This is a genomic window from Corynebacterium aurimucosum ATCC 700975 (assembly GCF_000022905.1).
Classification (GTDB): Bacteria; Actinomycetota; Actinomycetes; order Mycobacteriales; family Mycobacteriaceae; genus Corynebacterium; species Corynebacterium aurimucosum_F.
The window spans coordinates 2,774,359-2,790,189 of sequence record NC_012590.1 but is presented as its reverse complement, the minus strand read 5'-3'; the positions used below and the strand labels follow the sequence as shown (position 1 = coordinate 2,790,189).

The following is a 15,831-nucleotide window of genomic DNA, read 5'->3' as shown; positions in this document are numbered from 1 at the left end:
AACGCCTACCTTCTGTGTAGTTAAAGTTCACGCGGTGCTGCCGAAGAGGCGGCCACACCTATGTGGTTCTGGGAAGAAGTGGCCTTGAGAACCAAAATATTTACTGCGTGACTCTGGGTGAGAATCGGGGATGGACGGATGGATAAGAAAGAGATACGGAACGAGAAATCACAAGAAGTTTGTGATTTCCACCGGAGATTCCACACGATGTTTTAGCGCGTAACCTCGGTTTCCACAAAGTTATCCACAGGTGTGGATAGGTGGTTTATCCACAGCCTATCTTATGACTGTGGATAACTATGAATTGGCTCCTTAATGCAGTTGACCTGCGTAAACAGCAAAAGTCTCAAGTTATGATTGAGAGTTATCCACATCCTGTGGGTGACTGTGGAATTCGATTCCTCAGTTGTACCGCGTTATAGGGGCGCTGTCTAACGCACTTTTATGCGCGCTCGACACGGTGGCGCCTAGCGCGGTGGGCGGACAGCGGGAGGGGGCGCTAGCCGCGCTGCATGTGGGCAAAAAGTGGCGTCCTAGCTGCGGATAAAAACATCCTTGTAATTTCGGGGACACCCAGTGTGTCGATTTGTTTCGCGCACTATCTGTCACGTAACCTGTGATGGTCTATCGCAACAGTGCATGGTGCACATGTTGCATGTGGGAATGCCTCGCCACGCCTCACGGCGCTTAAAGTGCGAAGCCTCATCCCCACGTACACCATTCATTAGTGGATGTTTAAGCCCACCGCCATCAGTGGCGCGAGGCTGTGCCATCCACCAACAACTTCAAGGAGTTAATCGTGGCAAAGGGTAAGCGTACCTTCCAGCCGAACAACCGTCGTCGCGCTCGCAAGCACGGCTTCCGTACCCGCATGAGCACCCGCGCCGGCCGCGCCATCGTCGCCGCTCGTCGCAAGAAGGGTCGCGCTAAGCTCACCGCTTAATTCATGCTTCCAGCCCAGCACAAGCTCACGTCCCCGAGGCAATTTCGGAGGACTATCAAGGGCGGGCGCCGGGCGGGCACGCGCACTGTCGTCGTGCATTTGCGCTTTAATGACGGTGAAGACGCCATCGCGGCCACTGGGCCGCGGTTCGGTCTCATCGTGTCGAAGGCCGTCGGGAATGCCGTGGTTCGCCACCGCACCTCCCGACGGCTTCGTCATGTGTGCATGTCCCTCATGCGCGATGGTGTCAAAGGGACAATGCTGCCCGCCAACGTTGACATCGTCATCCGCGCCCTGCCCGCCAGCGGCGAGGCCACCAGTGAACGCCTTGAGCGTGATATCCGCAAAGCGCTAAGCACATGGGATATCTGAACTCCCAAGGTGAGGAGATCCCCGAAGCCCGCGGCTTCGGCAGAGTCCTGGTTCACGGGGTGCGCTTCTACCAAAAGCACCTATCAGGCCTTAAGATGGTCTCCACCTGTCGTTTTGATCCGACATGCAGTGCCTATGCCCTCGAGGCCATATCGATTCATGGAGCCCTCAAGGGATCGGGCATGGCCCTCGCCAGGTTATGCAAGTGCGGTCCCTGGCACCCGGGCGGGTTTGATCCGGTACCGACCAAACAACAACTGAGGTAAATAACTCTCGTGCTTAATTTCATCTATTGGCCAATTTCAGCCGTCTTGTGGTTCTGGCATTGGCTCTTGAGCTTCGTTCTTGATTCCGCATGGGGCGGAACCTGGATCATCGCCATTGTTCTTCTGACATGGACGCTCAAGGCCATCATGGTCAAGCCGACCATTACGCAGCTGCGCTCTTCCCGAAAGATGCAGGAGATCCAGCCGCAAATCCAGGAACTGCGCACCAAGTACGCCAATGACCAGACCAAGGCGGCGCAGGAGATGCAGCGCATCTACAAGGAATCTGGCGTCCGCCCGGTGGCGGGCTGCCTTCCCATGTTTGCGCAGATCCCGATGTTCATTGGTCTGTTCCACGTGCTGCGCTCCTTCGACCGCACTGTTGCCGTCGCCGGTGGCATTGGCCACCCGGCGGGTGAAGCAATGTCGGAGGAGATGAACGCCTCCATTGCGAACTACATTTTCGAGCCCGAGCTGGTGAAGCAGTTCGTGGACGCGAAGATCTTTGGCGTGCCGCTGGTGGCCAACTTGCGCCTGAACTCCGGTCTGGAGATTGTTAAGGAAACCACTACCATGCAGGCGGCCGTCATCATCGTGCCGCTCATTGCCATCATTGCGGTGCTCACACACTTCAACGCCCGCATGACCCTCAACCGCCAGGAGGCGCGCCGCGCCGCCGGCAAGACCGCTACCCCGCAGGGTCAGAACGCGGAAATGATGCAGCAGCAGATGGCCATGATGAACAAGATGATGCTGTGGTTCATGCCGGCAATGCTGGTCTTTTCCGGCTTCATCTGGCCCATCGGCCTGCTCTTCTACATGCTGGCTAACACCGTGTGGACCTTCTTCCAGACCCGCATCGTCTACGCCAAGATGGACCGCGAGGAAGAAGAGGAGGCAGCCGCCAAGGCTGAGCTCAAGCGCACCTCTGCTCCGAAGCCGGGTGCTCGCAAGAAGGACAATCGCTCCAAGAAGCAGCGCCGCAAGAACAATAACTAGAACTTAACCCAGGAGTTTTCACAGTGACTGAATCTGTGTCCGACACTGTGCCACTGGACCCGTCTGACGTATTCGGATCGCGTCTGCCGCTCGCGCAGAAGTATCACGATTCGCTCGCCACGGACGGGTCCACTCGTGGTTTTATCGGCCCCCGCGAGGTCCCGCGCCTGTGGGAGCGCCACCTCATCAACTGCGCCGTGGTCGCGGAGGTGATGCCGGAGGGCGCCACGCTTATCGACGTCGGCAGTGGCGCCGGCCTACCCGGCATCCCGCTCGCCATTGCGCGTCCTGATCTGAACATCACCCTCATCGAGCCGTTGCTCAAGCGCTCGACCTATCTCAACGAGGTCGTCGATTTGCTGGGCCTCGATAATGTCACCGTCATTCGCGGCCGCGCCGAGGAAGGTCCGGTGAAGAAGGCCGTTAAGGGTGCCGACATCGTGACCTCCCGCGCGGTGGCACCGCTGGGCAAGCTGGCCAAGTGGTCCCTGCCGCTGGTGCGCAAAAGCGGCGAGATGATCGCTCTCAAGGGTTCCTCAGTGCATGAGGAGCTGGAGCGCGATGCTGCTGATATCAAGCGCGCTGGTGGCGGAAAAGCCGAGGTCATGACCATCCACGGCACCACGATTATCCGTGTCCCGCGCGTGAACTAAAGTAGACGGCATGACTCATCCTCGTCTTATCACCATCGCGAACCAGAAGGGTGGCGTGGGTAAAACCACCTCCGCCGTTAACCTTGCCGCCGCGCTCGCTGAGGCCGGCAAGAAGGTCCTGGTGATCGACTTGGACCCGCAGGGCAACGCCTCCACCGCAGTGGGCGCGGAGCATACTTCCGGCACTAAATCCAGCTATGAGGTTCTATTAGGTGACTGCAGCGCGGAGGATGCGATGCAGCACTCCCCCGATAATGAGAACCTCTACTGCATCCCGGCCACCATCGACCTCGCCGGCGCAGAGATTGAAATGGTCTCCCTGGTCCGCCGCGAGTTCCGCCTGTATGACGCCCTGCACAACGGCTTCCTCGAAGAGCATGGCTTTGAGTACGTATTTATTGACTGCCCACCGTCCCTAGGCTTGCTCACCATCAATGCGATGACGTGCGCAGAGGAAGTCATTATTCCCATTCAGTGTGAGTACTACGCCTTGGAAGGCGTGGGCCAGCTGCTGGGCAATATCTCCATGATTCGGGAGCATCTCAACGAGGACCTTCACATCTCCGGCGTGCTGCTCACCATGTTCGACGCCCGCACCAAGCTGGCTGAGCAAGTGGCCAATGAGGTGCGTGAGCAATTCGGCGCCGTCGTCTTGGGCAACGTCATCCCGCGTTCTGTGCGTGTTTCGGAGGCGCCGGGCTATGGTAAGACAGTTATTGCTTATGACCCGTCGTCGACAGGCGCCCGCGCCTACTCCGCCGCTGCACGCGAGCTGGACAAGCGCGGAGACTACACGCCGCACCCCACCACGGGTGCCATTGGCGTGAGCCCAGAGATTTTCGCGGAATTGGAAGGATAGGACACCGTGGCAGATAAGAAGGCAGAGCAGAAGCCGGAGCAGCGCCAGGGCGGACTAGGCAAGGGACTGGCCGCTCTCATTCCGTCCGGCCCGGGTGCGCCCTCCCGCAAGCCGCGCCTTGGGGATTCGGCGGCTGACATTATCCTTGGTGCTTCGACTGGCGGGGCTCACGGTTCTGCGCCGAAAAAGGTGCAGGGTGCGCCCACCATCCAGCAGTCTTCTGGATCGAAGAAGCGGCAGGCCAAGCCTTCGGTGATTGGTGCGACGTACCGCGAGATCTCCGTCGGGGACATCATGCCCAACCCGAAGCAGCCGCGTACTGTCTTCGATGAGGATGATCTAGCGGAGCTGGTCCACTCCATCAAGGAATTTGGGCTGCTGCAGCCGGTCGTGGTCCGCCCTGCTGAGGAGGGCGGCTTCGAGCTCATCATGGGTGAGCGCCGCTGGCGCGCCTCCTCCAAGGCGGGCCTGGCTACAATCCCAGCTATCGTGCGCGATACCAAGGATGATGACCTCCTGCGGGACGCTCTGCTGGAGAACATCCACCGCGTGCAGCTCAACCCGTTGGAAGAGGCGCACGCCTATCAGCAGCTTCTTGAAGAATTTGGGGTTACCCAAAATGAGTTGGCTGACCGCATCGGCCGCTCCCGCCCGCAGGTGACCAACATGATTCGCCTACTGAAGCTGCCGGTCAGCGTGCAGAAGCGCGTTGCCGCTGGCACCTTGTCTGGCGGCCATGCCCGCGCGCTGCTGGGCCTGCCGGATGCTGAGGCCATGGAGCTCATTGCCAACCGCATTGTGGCCGAGGGCCTGTCTGTGCGCGCCACGGAGGAAGCCGTCACCCTGTACAAGCGGGACGGTAAGCCGGCCGAGCCAACGAAGAAGCCTGCCGCCCCACAGCCGCAGTTCTTCACCGATTCCGCTGAACGTCTGGCAGATCGCTTCGACACCAAGGTCACCGTCACCATGGGCAAGCGCAAGGGCAAGATGGTCGTCGAATTCGGTGACCAGGAAGACTTTGAGCGCATTCTGGCGCTCATTGAGGGCAAGGAAAGCAGCTAGCCCACCATGTTCGTTCAGGCCGTCACGGAAGGTGTTGCCATCAACCCCTTGGCGGCCCGATCCATCTTCTGGGAGCTGAAGACCACGGTCGCTGATCCGGCCTTCGAGAAGGAAGCATGGATCAGCGCCACGCTGCTGCGCTGCGGCGAATGCGGCTTCACCGTGGGTGATGAGGCGACGGTGTTCTTCTGCCCGCCTGACCTTGCCCCCGGTGCCGCGAAGCTGCCCACCTCCCCTGTCTCGGAGGATGCTGTGCTCGTGTCCTCGCTCTTCGTGAAGTCGCACCGTGCGGCAAAGGGCCTGGAGGCGGTGCTTCTCGACGCCACCATTATGCACCTCACCTCCCGCGAAGCTAGCGCTGTCGAGGCTTTTGGCTACCGGGGTGCCCAAGCCGCAGAAGATCTTCTGCGGGATAAGCCCGGCCGCATCGGCCTTTTACCTGTGGAAACGCTGGAATCCGCCGGGTTCATGGTGGTGCGCGATCACCCCATTACTCCGCGCTTGCGCCTTGAGCTGCCCCCTGCATTCGACCTGCTCACGGCTGCCGCAGTCGAAGACCTCCTAGCCCGTGCCCTGGCCTAGATACAGGATGGTTCTAGTAAGAAGGCTCTACTCAAACGGTTCTGTTGGGGGCAAGGAAACCTTTTAGAACGTCGTAGAAGGTTTGTTTGGGGGGCAAGGAAACCGTTTGACTGGAACCGTTTGAGGGGAACCGTCTTGGACGGCACCCCCTAGGCTCCGTTAAGAAGAGCGCTCCGCGCGCAGCAGCTCGTCGAAGCGGTAGGTGCCGGTCACGGCGGTGTCGTCGTCGAGAAGGTAGAGGCGCTTAACGGAGACGACGATGGCCTCGGCGATGTCATCGCGGCGATCCGGGTTGGTCAGAACAGCCACGTCCTTCGGGCTGGTCAGGTACCCCAGAACTACTTGGACCACCGGCATTTGAGTCAGGCGCAGCAGCGCCCACGTGCGGCCGTGGTTGCGGCAATTACCCAGTTCGGTGCGGGCAACGATCTCACGCTGGATGAAGCCGGAGAGCGTTTCCCCGATGAGGGAAGAATTGCCGGACTCCGAACCGAAGTAGAAGGTGGCCACGCCATTGGCCTTCTCTGTGGGGTACTCGTCGCAGGCGAGCGAAATGACCAAGTCAGCGCCGAAGGCATTGGCGATATCGGCGCGATCATGAATAGAAGGATCATCGGTACGCGGGCGGGAGATGATGGTCTCCATGCCGGCGGCAATCATGCGGCCAGCAACTCGCTCGGCCAAATCCCAAAGGATCTCTTCCTCGGTGATGTCACCAAAGCGGCCCTTGACCGTGCGGCCCTTGTTGAAACCGCCCAGGCTGGGATCGATGACAACGCGCTTGCCGGCCAATTGGGGTCCCGCATTGCGGACACGCTCACGTTCTTGGATGTTGTGCGCTGAGCCGCCGGTGATGCGCCGACCCAAGAGGTTCAACGCGTTGATGGTCTCCGGGCCACAAATTCCGTCACTGCGCAGTCCAGAGTTCAACTGGTACTCCGCCAGGGCCGCATAGGTGCGGGCACCAAAATTGCCATCGATGCGCTCCTGGTAGAAACCGAGCTCCTGGAGCTGTTGCTGCAATTGGGAGACATCATCGCCCACCTGCACGTTGCCCGGCTCATAGGCCAGCACGCGTGCGCCCAAGGTGTAAGAGGCTTGGCGCAGTTCACGCAAGGTGAGCTCATCGATATCGCCGCTGGGCACGATGCCGCGTGATTGCTGGAAGGCCTTAAGAACTTCCGCCAGCTCGCTATCAAAGTGTTTATCGGCTTCGGAGTACTTTTGCTTCTTCCAGTCGGACAACGTCCCCTGGTAATCAGTCATCAGGCCGAGGCGGGCAAGGGTTGCGCGTGCTTCGGCGACCCGAACGCTCTGGTCACCTACACGTAAAACGCGGTTCACACCTACCCCTTTCGTGATCAAGGAGGCGCACTACAGTGCGCCAACAACGAGTTAAAGAATACCAGTTAGAGCTGTTTCTTTACCTGCGCCACGATGTCGGCCTTGGAACGCAGTCCAACGAACTCATCGACCTTCTCGCCGTCCTTGAAAATCAGCACAGATGGGATGGACATGATCTGGAACATGGCACCCAAAGTGCGCTCTTCATCGACGTTGACTTTGACTACGGAGACGTCCTCACCGAGTTCTTCGGCAACCTCTTCGAGGATCGGGGACAGCTTCTTACACGGACCACACCATTCGGCCCAGAAGTCCACGACGACTGGCTTGCCTGCCTCTACGACGTCAGCGCGGAAGGAATCAGTAGTGACGTTTTTAATGTTTCTCATGTGATTACTAACGGTTCTCGGCGAGGAAATGTTCCGCATCAATGGCCGCGCGACAGCCGGAGCCCGCAGCGGTAATGGCCTGCTGGTAGTGGTCATCCACCAAGTCACCACAGGCAAAGACACCTGGCAGCGAGGTCTTGGTGGAGGGCTGCTCCACCACCACGTAGCCAGCCTCATCGGTCTCTACCTGGCCGTTGAGGAAGCCAGAGCGCGGATCGTGGCCAATGGCCACGAACATGGCGGTTAGGTCCAGCTCGCTGGTCTCACCGGTCAGCACGTTCTTGACCTCGAGAGCACCGACCTTGCCGTCCTTTTCCAAAACGCGCTCGACGGTGGTGTTGGTCAGCCACTTGATTTTTGGGTTCTCCTTGGCGCGTTCCAGCATGATCTTGGAGGCGCGGAAGTTCTCCGAGCGGTGAATAATGGTGACGGTTTCGGCGAACTTGGTGAGGAAGGTGGCCTCCTCCATGGCGGAATCGCCGCCGCCGACGACGGCAATGTTGTGGTCCTTGAAGAAGAAGCCATCGCAGGTGGCACACGCGGACACGCCGCGGCCAGTTAGCTCCGATTCGCCCGGAATACCCAGGTAGCGCGGAGCGGCACCGGTAGCGAGGATGACAGCACGGGCTTCATAAACCTCGTCGCCCACATGCAGCTTCTTCACCTCACCTTCGAGCTCGACGGAATCTACAACTTCCATGCGCAGGTCGGCACCGAAGCGGATGGCTTGGGCGCGCATCTCTTCCATGAGCTCAGGGCCCATGATTCCCTTCTGGAAGCCCGGGTAATTCTCTACCTCGGTGGTGTTCATGAGTTCGCCACCGTATTCAAAGCCCTCGAAGACGATGGGATTGAGTTCGGCGCGTGCTGCGTAGAGCGCTGCGGTATAGCCGGCAGGGCCGGAGCCGACGATGGCGACATCGTGGATAGTCACTAAAAACTCCCTTGTAACGATAATTTTTAAGTAAGACTCAGATTCTACTCGCCCTCAGTCTATCGCCGCACGCAACACTTGCCGAGCTCGAGCTCGCCGTGACTTCACCGTCCCAGGCGCCACGCCTTGTACCTTAGCCACCGTATCGATGGGATAGCCTGCAACATCGGTGAGGTAGAGCGCCTCGCGCTGGTCCTGGCGCAAGGTTTCCATCGCTTGGGCCACCGTGATGCGTTCCGCCAGGTTTTCGCTAGGGTTGTGCGCGAGCGCATAGTTGCGGTCATCCTCAATGATCTCTGCATCCAGGGAGGCGTTCTCTCGGTTCGAGCGGTGGTTGAGGAAGTCATAGCCGGAGTTCATCACCAGTCGGTGCAGCCACGTGCTCAGCGTGGCATCGTGCCGGTAGGAGGCCATATTGCAGCTGGCCTTGAGCAGGGCCTCCTGCACGATGTCCTGTGCATCATCATCGTTGCGCGTATAGCGCCGCGCCATGGCGGTCAGGCGCGCGCGGTGCTTTTCGACGATTGCTGAAAAGGCCTTGGTATCTCCGCCAATGAAGGCATCGACGAGTTCACGATCGGTCGGCTGTGCTGACACTAAGAATCCCCCCGGAAACTTGAGCAATGACAAGTGGGTCAACACAGTCCCCCAGCCGAAGCTGATGGTTTGTGATTGTCCCCCCGTTAATGTGTCTGCGAGTTTACGGGAAGATTCTGCTGTCCGCTACGCGCCGCTTCTAACGTGCCGCGATCACTGCGCGGCACGCACGCACGCGTTGCGCGCGACGCAGCGCATCCTGGCATTCCAGCAGCACGCGGCGAAGTGCACGCGGACGTTCACTGCTCAAGAAATCGCTGGTAGCGGCGTCGGCCATTGCGAGATCCGGGTAGAGCCCGCGGACGAGGCGGTTGGCAATCTCGATGGGGTGCTCCTCCCAGAGCTTCGCCAGAGAATCGAAATACTCCTGGGCGAAGGCCTCGGTGAGGTGGGCCGAGCGCGGCGCGTTGAACGCCGCGAGCAGGGAATCCACCTCCGCGTTGGAGTACTTGCCCGGCGTGCGCACGAGGTCGAAGACTTCGCGCTTGAGCTCGGCAGATGGGAAAGCGTGGGAGGCGCCCAGGTAGGCGGCGGCACCGGTGAGCGTGTTATCGCGCTCCTTCTCCGCCTCCAGCTCCTCGGCGCTGACGGCATCGCGGGCGGCCAAGGCGCGGAGGATGGCCCAGCGGATGTCCGGGTCGAGGGCGAGGCCGTCGAGGGAGCCGTCGTAAAGCGCGCGCAGGCGCTGTGTGCCGGACTCCTCCGGGGTGGCGGCCAGCGCCTGGATGGCAGCGCGGGCGAAGGTGAGCTGTGCGTCGGAGCCGTCCGGGGCCTTCTGTAGAACCTCCCAGAGGCGCTCGGCGTAGTCGGCGCGGATCTCCTCGCGAACACCCTCGCCCACGAAGTGGTCAATGGCATAGCTTGCATTGGCAAAGGCAGTGGTCAGAAGCGTCGGGTTGGACTCCGCCGGGGCGTGGTTGAGCACCGTGTCCAGGTAGGAGCGTACGGGCCACTCGCCATCGCGGGTGAGGTTCCACAGGGAAGTCCAGATGACCGCGCGGGAAAGCTCATCCGGAACCGCAGACAGGCGCGTGCGGATGGTCTCCAAGGAGGTCTCGTCGAAGCGGACCTTGGCGTAGGTGTGGTCGCCGTCGTTCAGCAGCAACAATGCCGGCGCCTGAAGTCCAGATGCCTCGTCGAGGATGGTGCGCTCGCCCTCCAGATCGACGTCGAGGGTGGCGTATTTGTTCAGGGAGTTGTCGAATAACGTCACGTTGAGGCGGTGCGGGCGCGTGGTGTCCTCGGCCTCGACCGCGATGGCGAGCTCGTGAATCTTGTCTCCGTCTGCGTGCAACTCCGGGGTCAGTGTATCCGGGCCCCACGTGCGCAGCCAGGCGGTGGACCAGGCGTCGAGATCGCGGTCGGTGTGCTTCTTCAGCGCCTTGAGAAGGTCGTCGAAGGTGGCGGCAGCAAAGGCGTGCTCCTGGAAGTAGTCGCGCGCGCCGGCGTAGAAGTTCTCCCGGCCCACGTAGTGCACCAGCTGCTTGAGCACCGCCGCACCCTTGGCATAAGTGATGCCGTCGAAGTTCTGGCGTGCGGCATCCACGTCCAGGATCTCGGCCTTGATCGGGTGCGTGGTGGGCAGCTGATCCTGCAGGTAGGCCCAGTTCTTGCGCTGGCCAGCGAAGTTTACCCACGCCTCGGCGTACTCGGTGGCGTGCACGGAGGAATCCGCGCCCATGAATTCCGCGAAGGACTCCTTGAGCCACAGGTCATCCCACCACTGCGGGGTGACCAAGTCACCGAACCACATGTGCGACATCTCGTGCAGGATGGTGTTCGTGCGCCCGGCATGCTGCGCGCGGGTGGCGGCGGAACGGAAGAGGTAGTGCTCCGTGAACGTCACGAGGCCGGGGTTCTCCATGGCGCCCAGGTTGTACTCCGGAACGAAGATGGAATCGTACTTGCCCCACGGGTACGGGTAGCCAAAACTGCTGTGGAAGAAGTCCATGCCTTGTGCTGTGACCTGCAGGATTTCATCATCCAGGTATTCAGCCATGGAGGCGCGGGCAAAGGCGCGCAGCTCCACTTCCAAGGAGCCATCGGGTGCGGTCCAGGTGCTGTGCTTCTCGACGTACGGCCCCGCCGCAAACGCCGTCAAATACGTCGACAGCAGAGGGGTCGGCGCGAAGTGTGCCACTTCCCCGCCCTCAGTCTTCTCGCGGCCAACCTCCGGTTGATTGCTGAGCAGCTGCCAGCCCTGAGGGCCGGTGAGGTGTACCGCGTAGCTGGCCTTGAGATCCGGCTGGTCAAAGCAGGGGAAGATGCGGCGGGCATCGGATGGCTCGAGGTGCGAGTAGAGGTACGTAGTGTCATCGGCCTGGTCGTGCATGCGGTGCAGGCCCTGGCCGGTGCGGGAGTAATAGGAGGAGCCGGTGATCTCCACGGTGAGTTCCTCCCCCACTGGAAGGTTGCTCAGGTAGACCCGTCCACCGTCGAAGGTGTTCTCCACCTTTTCGCCGTTGACGCGCACGGCGTGCACGGCCTTGCCCAAGTAATCCACGAAGGTCTCGGGCTCGGTGGTGGTGAACGTGATACGCGAGGTGACCTCGTAAGAATCGGCGTCGGTGGGCGCGCTCGTGACGTCGAGGTGCAGCTCGTAGGTGCTCAGGCGCAGCGCGGCGCTGCGGGCGGTAGCTTCTGCATGGGTGAGGTTTGCGGTAGTCATGCGCTACATCTTAAACGTCGCTGCGGTGCGTATCACATGCCGGTCACTCAAAGTTGTTTCAAACAACTCCGCAACAAAAAAGCCGTTGCCCGCAGTACCAAAATGGGCACTACGGGCAACAACTAAGAACTACTTCCTACGAATAGGTTTCGCGCTTTATGGCTTACTGCTTGATGGCAGAAACCTCGAGCTCGATCTTGATCTCCTCGGAGACCAGCACGCCGCCGGTCTTCAGCGGAGCGTTGAAGTCGATACCGAAGTCGAGGCGGTTAATGGAGGTCTTAGCCTCAAAGCCCAAGCGGGTGTTGCCGAAGGGATCCTCGGCCACGCCGGCTTCGTCAACCTTGAAGTCGACGGACTTAGTGGTGCCCTTGATGGTGAGGTCACCAGTGACGGTGCCCTCGCCTGCCTCGTTAACGTCGAACTTGGTCGCGGTGAAGGTCATCTCCGGGAACTTCTCAACGTCGAAGAAGTCCTCGCCCTTCACGTGTGCATCGCGATCAGCGTTCTTGGTGTCGATGGATGCGGTCTTCACCGTGGCGGTGGCGGCGGAGTCAGCAATGTTCTCCCCTACGGTTAGGGTGCCTTCGAACTCGTTGAAGTTGCCGCGCACCTTGGTGATCATGGCGTGGCGTGCGACGAAGCCAATAGTGGTGTGTGCTGCGTCCAGTGCGTAGGTTCCTGCGGTGATAGTCATGGTTTCCTCGTTTCTTCTAGGTTTCTCTAGGTTGTTGACGTGACAACAATAATTATACGCTCCTTCTCTTATCTGTCAAGGGAAGAAATCGCAAGAACAATAAAGCCCCAGACCTGCAACCCGAAACCTGCAGGTGGGCGTCGTTAAGCGCGTTATGCGTCTGAGTGAGCACGCAGGGAGTTTCGGGATCGAGGTCTGGGGAAATGCGTGAGGTGGTGGGTTAGTTGGTGGGGATGCCCACCAGGGTGGCCTCCTTCAGCGTGACGGAGCCGGACTTGGGCATGTCGGTGAAGACGATGAGGGCGCCGTCGAAGGCCACGGGCTTCTCCTTGAGCTCGATGTCTTGGCGTGCGCTCGTCAGGGTGCCGTGTGCGAGCTCGGTCAGCGTCGCGGCTTTAGGGTTCGTGGGATCGAAGTCCTTGGTATTGACGCCATAAACCTCATACTTCGCGCCGGTGGACTTGCTCTGTTGCAGCGGAAGCGCGCGAAGTTGCGTGGGCTTGTCAATGCTGAGCAGGAGTCCAGTGTCTGCCTTCTTCGTGGACCATGAACCAGATACTTCCTTGCCTTCCGGAACGGAGGTGGTCTTCACGTCCTTGAAGAGCACCGGCGGCACGTTGGGGAAGGTCGTTTCCGTCGTGGATTCGCTCTTCGTCACCACTGGGGAAGTCTTTTCATTACCCACCTGGGAGAGAATCCACACGCTGAGTGCGGCCATCGCCACGACGAAGAGGGTAGCCAGCACGCCGAGCACGATGATGCCGGAGCCAGAATAGCCGCGGCCGCCGAAACCCGGAGCGGGGCTCGGGTCCTCCTTGCGCGGGGTCTCCTCCACTGGAATCTGGAGGGTCTCCTCGCCGTCGTCGCCATCGCCGGCGAAGGCCGCCAAGCGGTGGGCGATGTCCTCGAGATCGGAGTCCTCGCCCTCTTCAGCGTCGGTAGCAATCTCCTGTAGCACCTCCGGTGTTGGGCTGGTGGACTCCACCAGGAGAGAGATGGCGGAGGCCAGCGCCGAGCGGTCAGTTTCCTCATCGTTGCTGTGCAGCACCGCTGGGAAGGCCAAGGTGGCAATGCCCTCGGTGGAAATACGGATGCGGTTGCGGTTTTCAATGCCCAGCACGAGTCCCGCCGCGTGGGCGGCGGCCGTGGTGCGCACCAGCGGTGCCAAGGCGTGGGCGACGGCGCGGGGATCGAGGTCCTCATCCTCCGAGACCGTCTTCAGGGACGTGCCCTCCACCCAATCCGCCACGACGAGGCAGCCCTGGCGGTAGGACAGGATATCGATGTTCTTCGCCATGGCATCCAGCTCCATCTCCGCCAAGCGGCGCGTGGAGCGGGATACCTCCGCGGAGCGGCGGGCAGCCACGGCCGGGGTGGCCGGTGCCATCGGAGCTTCGCCCGTGGTGTCTACGAAGGTCAGAGATACGAGGCGTCCAGTTGCTTGCTCGCGGGCCTTCCAGAAGCGGGTACCCGGGGCGGAACCATAGTCCTTGAGAAGGCGGAAGCGGCCATCGGAGACAGGGGCGCCCGGCACCAGGCGCGGACCGCGCACGATACCGGCAGACATCGGCGGTGGCACCGGCGAAGAGTTGAAGGCATCCACGCTGAAGATCGGCTGGAACTCCAGCTGCTCCGGTTCCTCGACCTCGATAGCCTCTGCATGCTCGATCTTGATGAAGCGTGACATGCCCGGAATACGCTGCAGCTGGCGGCCTAGGTTGATGACTTCCGGCAGGCCCGAACGCGAGAGCACGATGCCGGTCACGATCACGAACACTAGGCCCACGACGGCGAGCTTGAGCAGGTACACAAACGGCGGAACCTCGGCCGGGAGCACGAAATTGATGCCGTAGTTGAAGGCGTAGGCTACGACTAGGCCCACGATGGAGGCCAGCACCGACCACACGGTGGTGGCGATGACCGCGCGGCCGCCCAGGCTGCCCAGCTTGCGCTTGAGCAGGAAACCGCCGATCACTGCGCCGGCCACGAAGCCGAAGCCGTTGGCCGTACCCAGCAGGATGACCACGCGCTCCGGGGAGTCCGCAACGTGCGGGGCTAGCAGGGAGAGCACGACCTTGGTCAGCGTGATGCCGGCGATAATAAACGTCGGCGTCCACGCTTCCTCGCGGGCGTAGAAGACGCGCAGGTGCAGCAGCACGAGGGCGTAGGGGATGAGGGTAAAGGCGGAGAAGCTCAGCGTGAGGCCGAGCAGCTCGGCCGCGTCGGCGTCGAAGGCGCCGTACTGGAAGAGGCCGCGGGCGATCGGGATGCCGAAGCCCGTCATAAAGATGACGATCGGGATCAGGGCGATAAACGTCAGCTTTGTGCCGAGCGTGAGATCCCGGACCACGGCCTTGACGTCACCGTCCGCGGCGTTGCGGGAAAGGCGCGGCATAATCGCGGTGAGTAGCGTGACGCCGATGACGCCATAGGGCACCTGCAAAAGCAGCCAGGCCTGCTGGTAGGTAAAGGGTGCGCCTTTATCCGCATGCGCCGCCACGCGGGAGGTGATGACGTAACCCAACTGGGAAATCGCCACATAGGCCACGATTGCCATGGCCATGCCGCCGAACTGCTTGAGGCGGTCATCCAGGCCCCACAGCGGCTTGAGGTTAATGCCCGCCTTCTTGAGATAAGGAAAGAGGATGAGGCATTGCACCACCACGCCCGCCGTGGTGCCCAGCGCAAGAAGCAACACGTGTTTGTCCGTGATCGGCGAGGGCGCATCGGGATGCAGACTGCCCGGCACCAGCTGGTAGGCCACCAGCACCGAAATCGAGATGATGTTATTGACCACCGGTGCCCACGCGCCTGGCCCGAAGATGTTCTTCGTGTTGAGCACCGCTTGGAAGAGCGCGAAAAGCCCGTAGAAGAAGATCTGCGGCAGCAGCAAGTAGGCAAAGGAGGTCGCCTGCACGGCATTGACCTCGCCGTCTTCCGGCAACATCATGCGCGTTAACTGCGGGGCAAAAATACAGGAAAGCACCGTGATCGTGGCCAACAGGGAGAAGGCCAGTGTGAAGAGGCGCCGGACAAAGTCTTCGCCGCGGTCTGCATCCTCCTTTTCCGCGCGCACCAGCACTGGAACCACGAGTGAGGTCAGCACCGCACCCAGCACGATCTCCGTGATGAGGTTGGGTAGCTGGTTCGCCGTGGTAAAGGCGGAGGAAATGGCCGGGCCAAGCGAAGAGCCGATGAGCACGTTGCGAATGAATCCCGTGATGCGGGAAATCAACGTTGCGATAGCCATGGAGCCGGTCGCGCGGACGACGGCGCCGTCGGAGTTCTTCTCGCCGGCGGACTCACTTGGGGTCGAGGCAGACTTGCCCTTCAGTCCCGAACGGTCCTCGAGTTCGTCGTCGACAGCTACGACGCCGCTCGGCGCGCGCTTTTCCGGGACCGGTGCCGGCGGCGAGGGCGTGACAATGCGTCGACGGGCACCAGACATAGGTTCATGTGTCATAGA

At 61.0% G+C, this 15,831-nt stretch carries 15 protein-coding genes; 8 read left to right on the top strand and 7 right to left on the bottom strand.

All coding sequences use genetic code 11. From position 1 onward, the window contains the following. Positions 1-799 precede the first annotated feature (799 nt). Genes rpmH through CAURI_RS13220 form a run of 8 tightly spaced genes read left to right on the top strand, consistent with a single transcriptional unit; the run spans position 800 to position 5,736 of the window. Positions 800-943: a 50S ribosomal protein L34 gene (rpmH, locus tag CAURI_RS13255; RefSeq protein WP_003847033.1), complete on the top strand. Its 144-nt coding sequence runs from the start codon at positions 800-802 to the stop codon at positions 941-943. 3 nt (positions 944-946) lie between these two features. Further along, positions 947-1,315 carry a ribonuclease P protein component gene (rnpA, locus tag CAURI_RS13250; RefSeq protein ID WP_010188081.1) on the top strand — a complete coding sequence of 123 codons (369 nt, stop codon included), beginning with the start codon at positions 947-949 and terminating at the stop codon, positions 1,313-1,315. Then, entirely contained in the window at positions 1,303-1,581 is a 279-nt protein-coding gene (gene yidD, locus CAURI_RS13245) for a membrane protein insertion efficiency factor YidD (protein WP_010188079.1), read from the top strand. Before rnpA ends, yidD begins: the two co-directional genes overlap by 13 nt. Positions 1,582-1,590: 9 nt before the next feature. Beyond that, the gene (yidC, locus tag CAURI_RS13240) at positions 1,591-2,580 is read left to right on the top strand and encodes a membrane protein insertase YidC (protein ID WP_010188077.1); all 990 of its coding nucleotides are present in this window, start codon (positions 1,591-1,593) and stop codon (positions 2,578-2,580) included. A gap of 23 nt (positions 2,581-2,603) precedes the next feature. After that, positions 2,604-3,233 carry a 16S rRNA (guanine(527)-N(7))-methyltransferase RsmG gene (gene rsmG, locus CAURI_RS13235; protein WP_010188075.1) on the top strand — a complete coding sequence of 210 codons (630 nt, stop codon included), beginning with the start codon at positions 2,604-2,606 and terminating at the stop codon, positions 3,231-3,233. Positions 3,234-3,243: 10 nt separating this feature from the next. Beyond that, positions 3,244-4,092 carry a ParA family protein gene (locus CAURI_RS13230; RefSeq protein ID WP_010188073.1) on the top strand — a complete coding sequence of 283 codons (849 nt, stop codon included), beginning with the start codon at positions 3,244-3,246 and terminating at the stop codon, positions 4,090-4,092. Positions 4,093-4,098: 6 nt separating this feature from the next. After that, positions 4,099-5,154: a ParB/RepB/Spo0J family partition protein gene (locus CAURI_RS13225; protein WP_010188071.1), complete on the top strand. Its 1,056-nt coding sequence runs from the start codon at positions 4,099-4,101 to the stop codon at positions 5,152-5,154. A 6-nt stretch (positions 5,155-5,160) separates the two neighbouring features. Beyond that, positions 5,161-5,736 carry a hypothetical protein gene (locus tag CAURI_RS13220; protein ID WP_010188065.1) on the top strand — a complete coding sequence of 192 codons (576 nt, stop codon included), beginning with the start codon at positions 5,161-5,163 and terminating at the stop codon, positions 5,734-5,736. A gap of 159 nt (positions 5,737-5,895) precedes the next feature. On the opposite strand, the gene CAURI_RS13215 is transcribed toward CAURI_RS13220, so the two are convergent. From CAURI_RS13215 to murJ, 7 genes are all read right to left on the bottom strand, one after another. Next, entirely contained in the window at positions 5,896-7,080 is a 1,185-nt protein-coding gene (locus CAURI_RS13215) for an N-acetylmuramoyl-L-alanine amidase (RefSeq protein WP_010188064.1), read from the bottom strand. Between the two features lie 65 nt (positions 7,081-7,145). Continuing rightward, positions 7,146-7,469 (bottom strand): thioredoxin, encoded by a 324-nt coding sequence (trxA, locus tag CAURI_RS13210; protein WP_010188062.1) that lies wholly within the window; start codon positions 7,467-7,469, stop codon positions 7,146-7,148. Between the two features lie 7 nt (positions 7,470-7,476). Continuing rightward, positions 7,477-8,403 carry a thioredoxin-disulfide reductase gene (gene trxB / locus CAURI_RS13205; RefSeq protein ID WP_010188061.1) on the bottom strand — a complete coding sequence of 309 codons (927 nt, stop codon included), beginning with the start codon at positions 8,401-8,403 and terminating at the stop codon, positions 7,477-7,479. A 54-nt stretch (positions 8,404-8,457) separates the two neighbouring features. After that, a complete protein-coding gene (locus CAURI_RS13200) occupies positions 8,458-9,000 on the bottom strand; it encodes a sigma-70 family RNA polymerase sigma factor (protein ID WP_010188059.1) in 543 nt (180 codons plus the stop codon). 139 nt (positions 9,001-9,139) lie between these two features. Next, positions 9,140-11,668, bottom strand: a complete 2,529-nt coding sequence (gene pepN, locus CAURI_RS13195; RefSeq protein WP_010188057.1) for an aminopeptidase N — start codon at positions 11,666-11,668, stop codon at positions 9,140-9,142. A gap of 163 nt (positions 11,669-11,831) precedes the next feature. Continuing rightward, complete coding sequence (locus tag CAURI_RS13190) at positions 11,832-12,365, bottom strand: YceI family protein (protein ID WP_010188054.1); 534 nt, start codon at positions 12,363-12,365, stop codon at positions 11,832-11,834. Between the two features lie 220 nt (positions 12,366-12,585). Beyond that, positions 12,586-15,828 carry a murein biosynthesis integral membrane protein MurJ gene (gene murJ, locus CAURI_RS13185; protein WP_012715390.1) on the bottom strand — a complete coding sequence of 1,081 codons (3,243 nt, stop codon included), beginning with the start codon at positions 15,826-15,828 and terminating at the stop codon, positions 12,586-12,588. Positions 15,829-15,831: the final 3 nt, after the last annotated feature.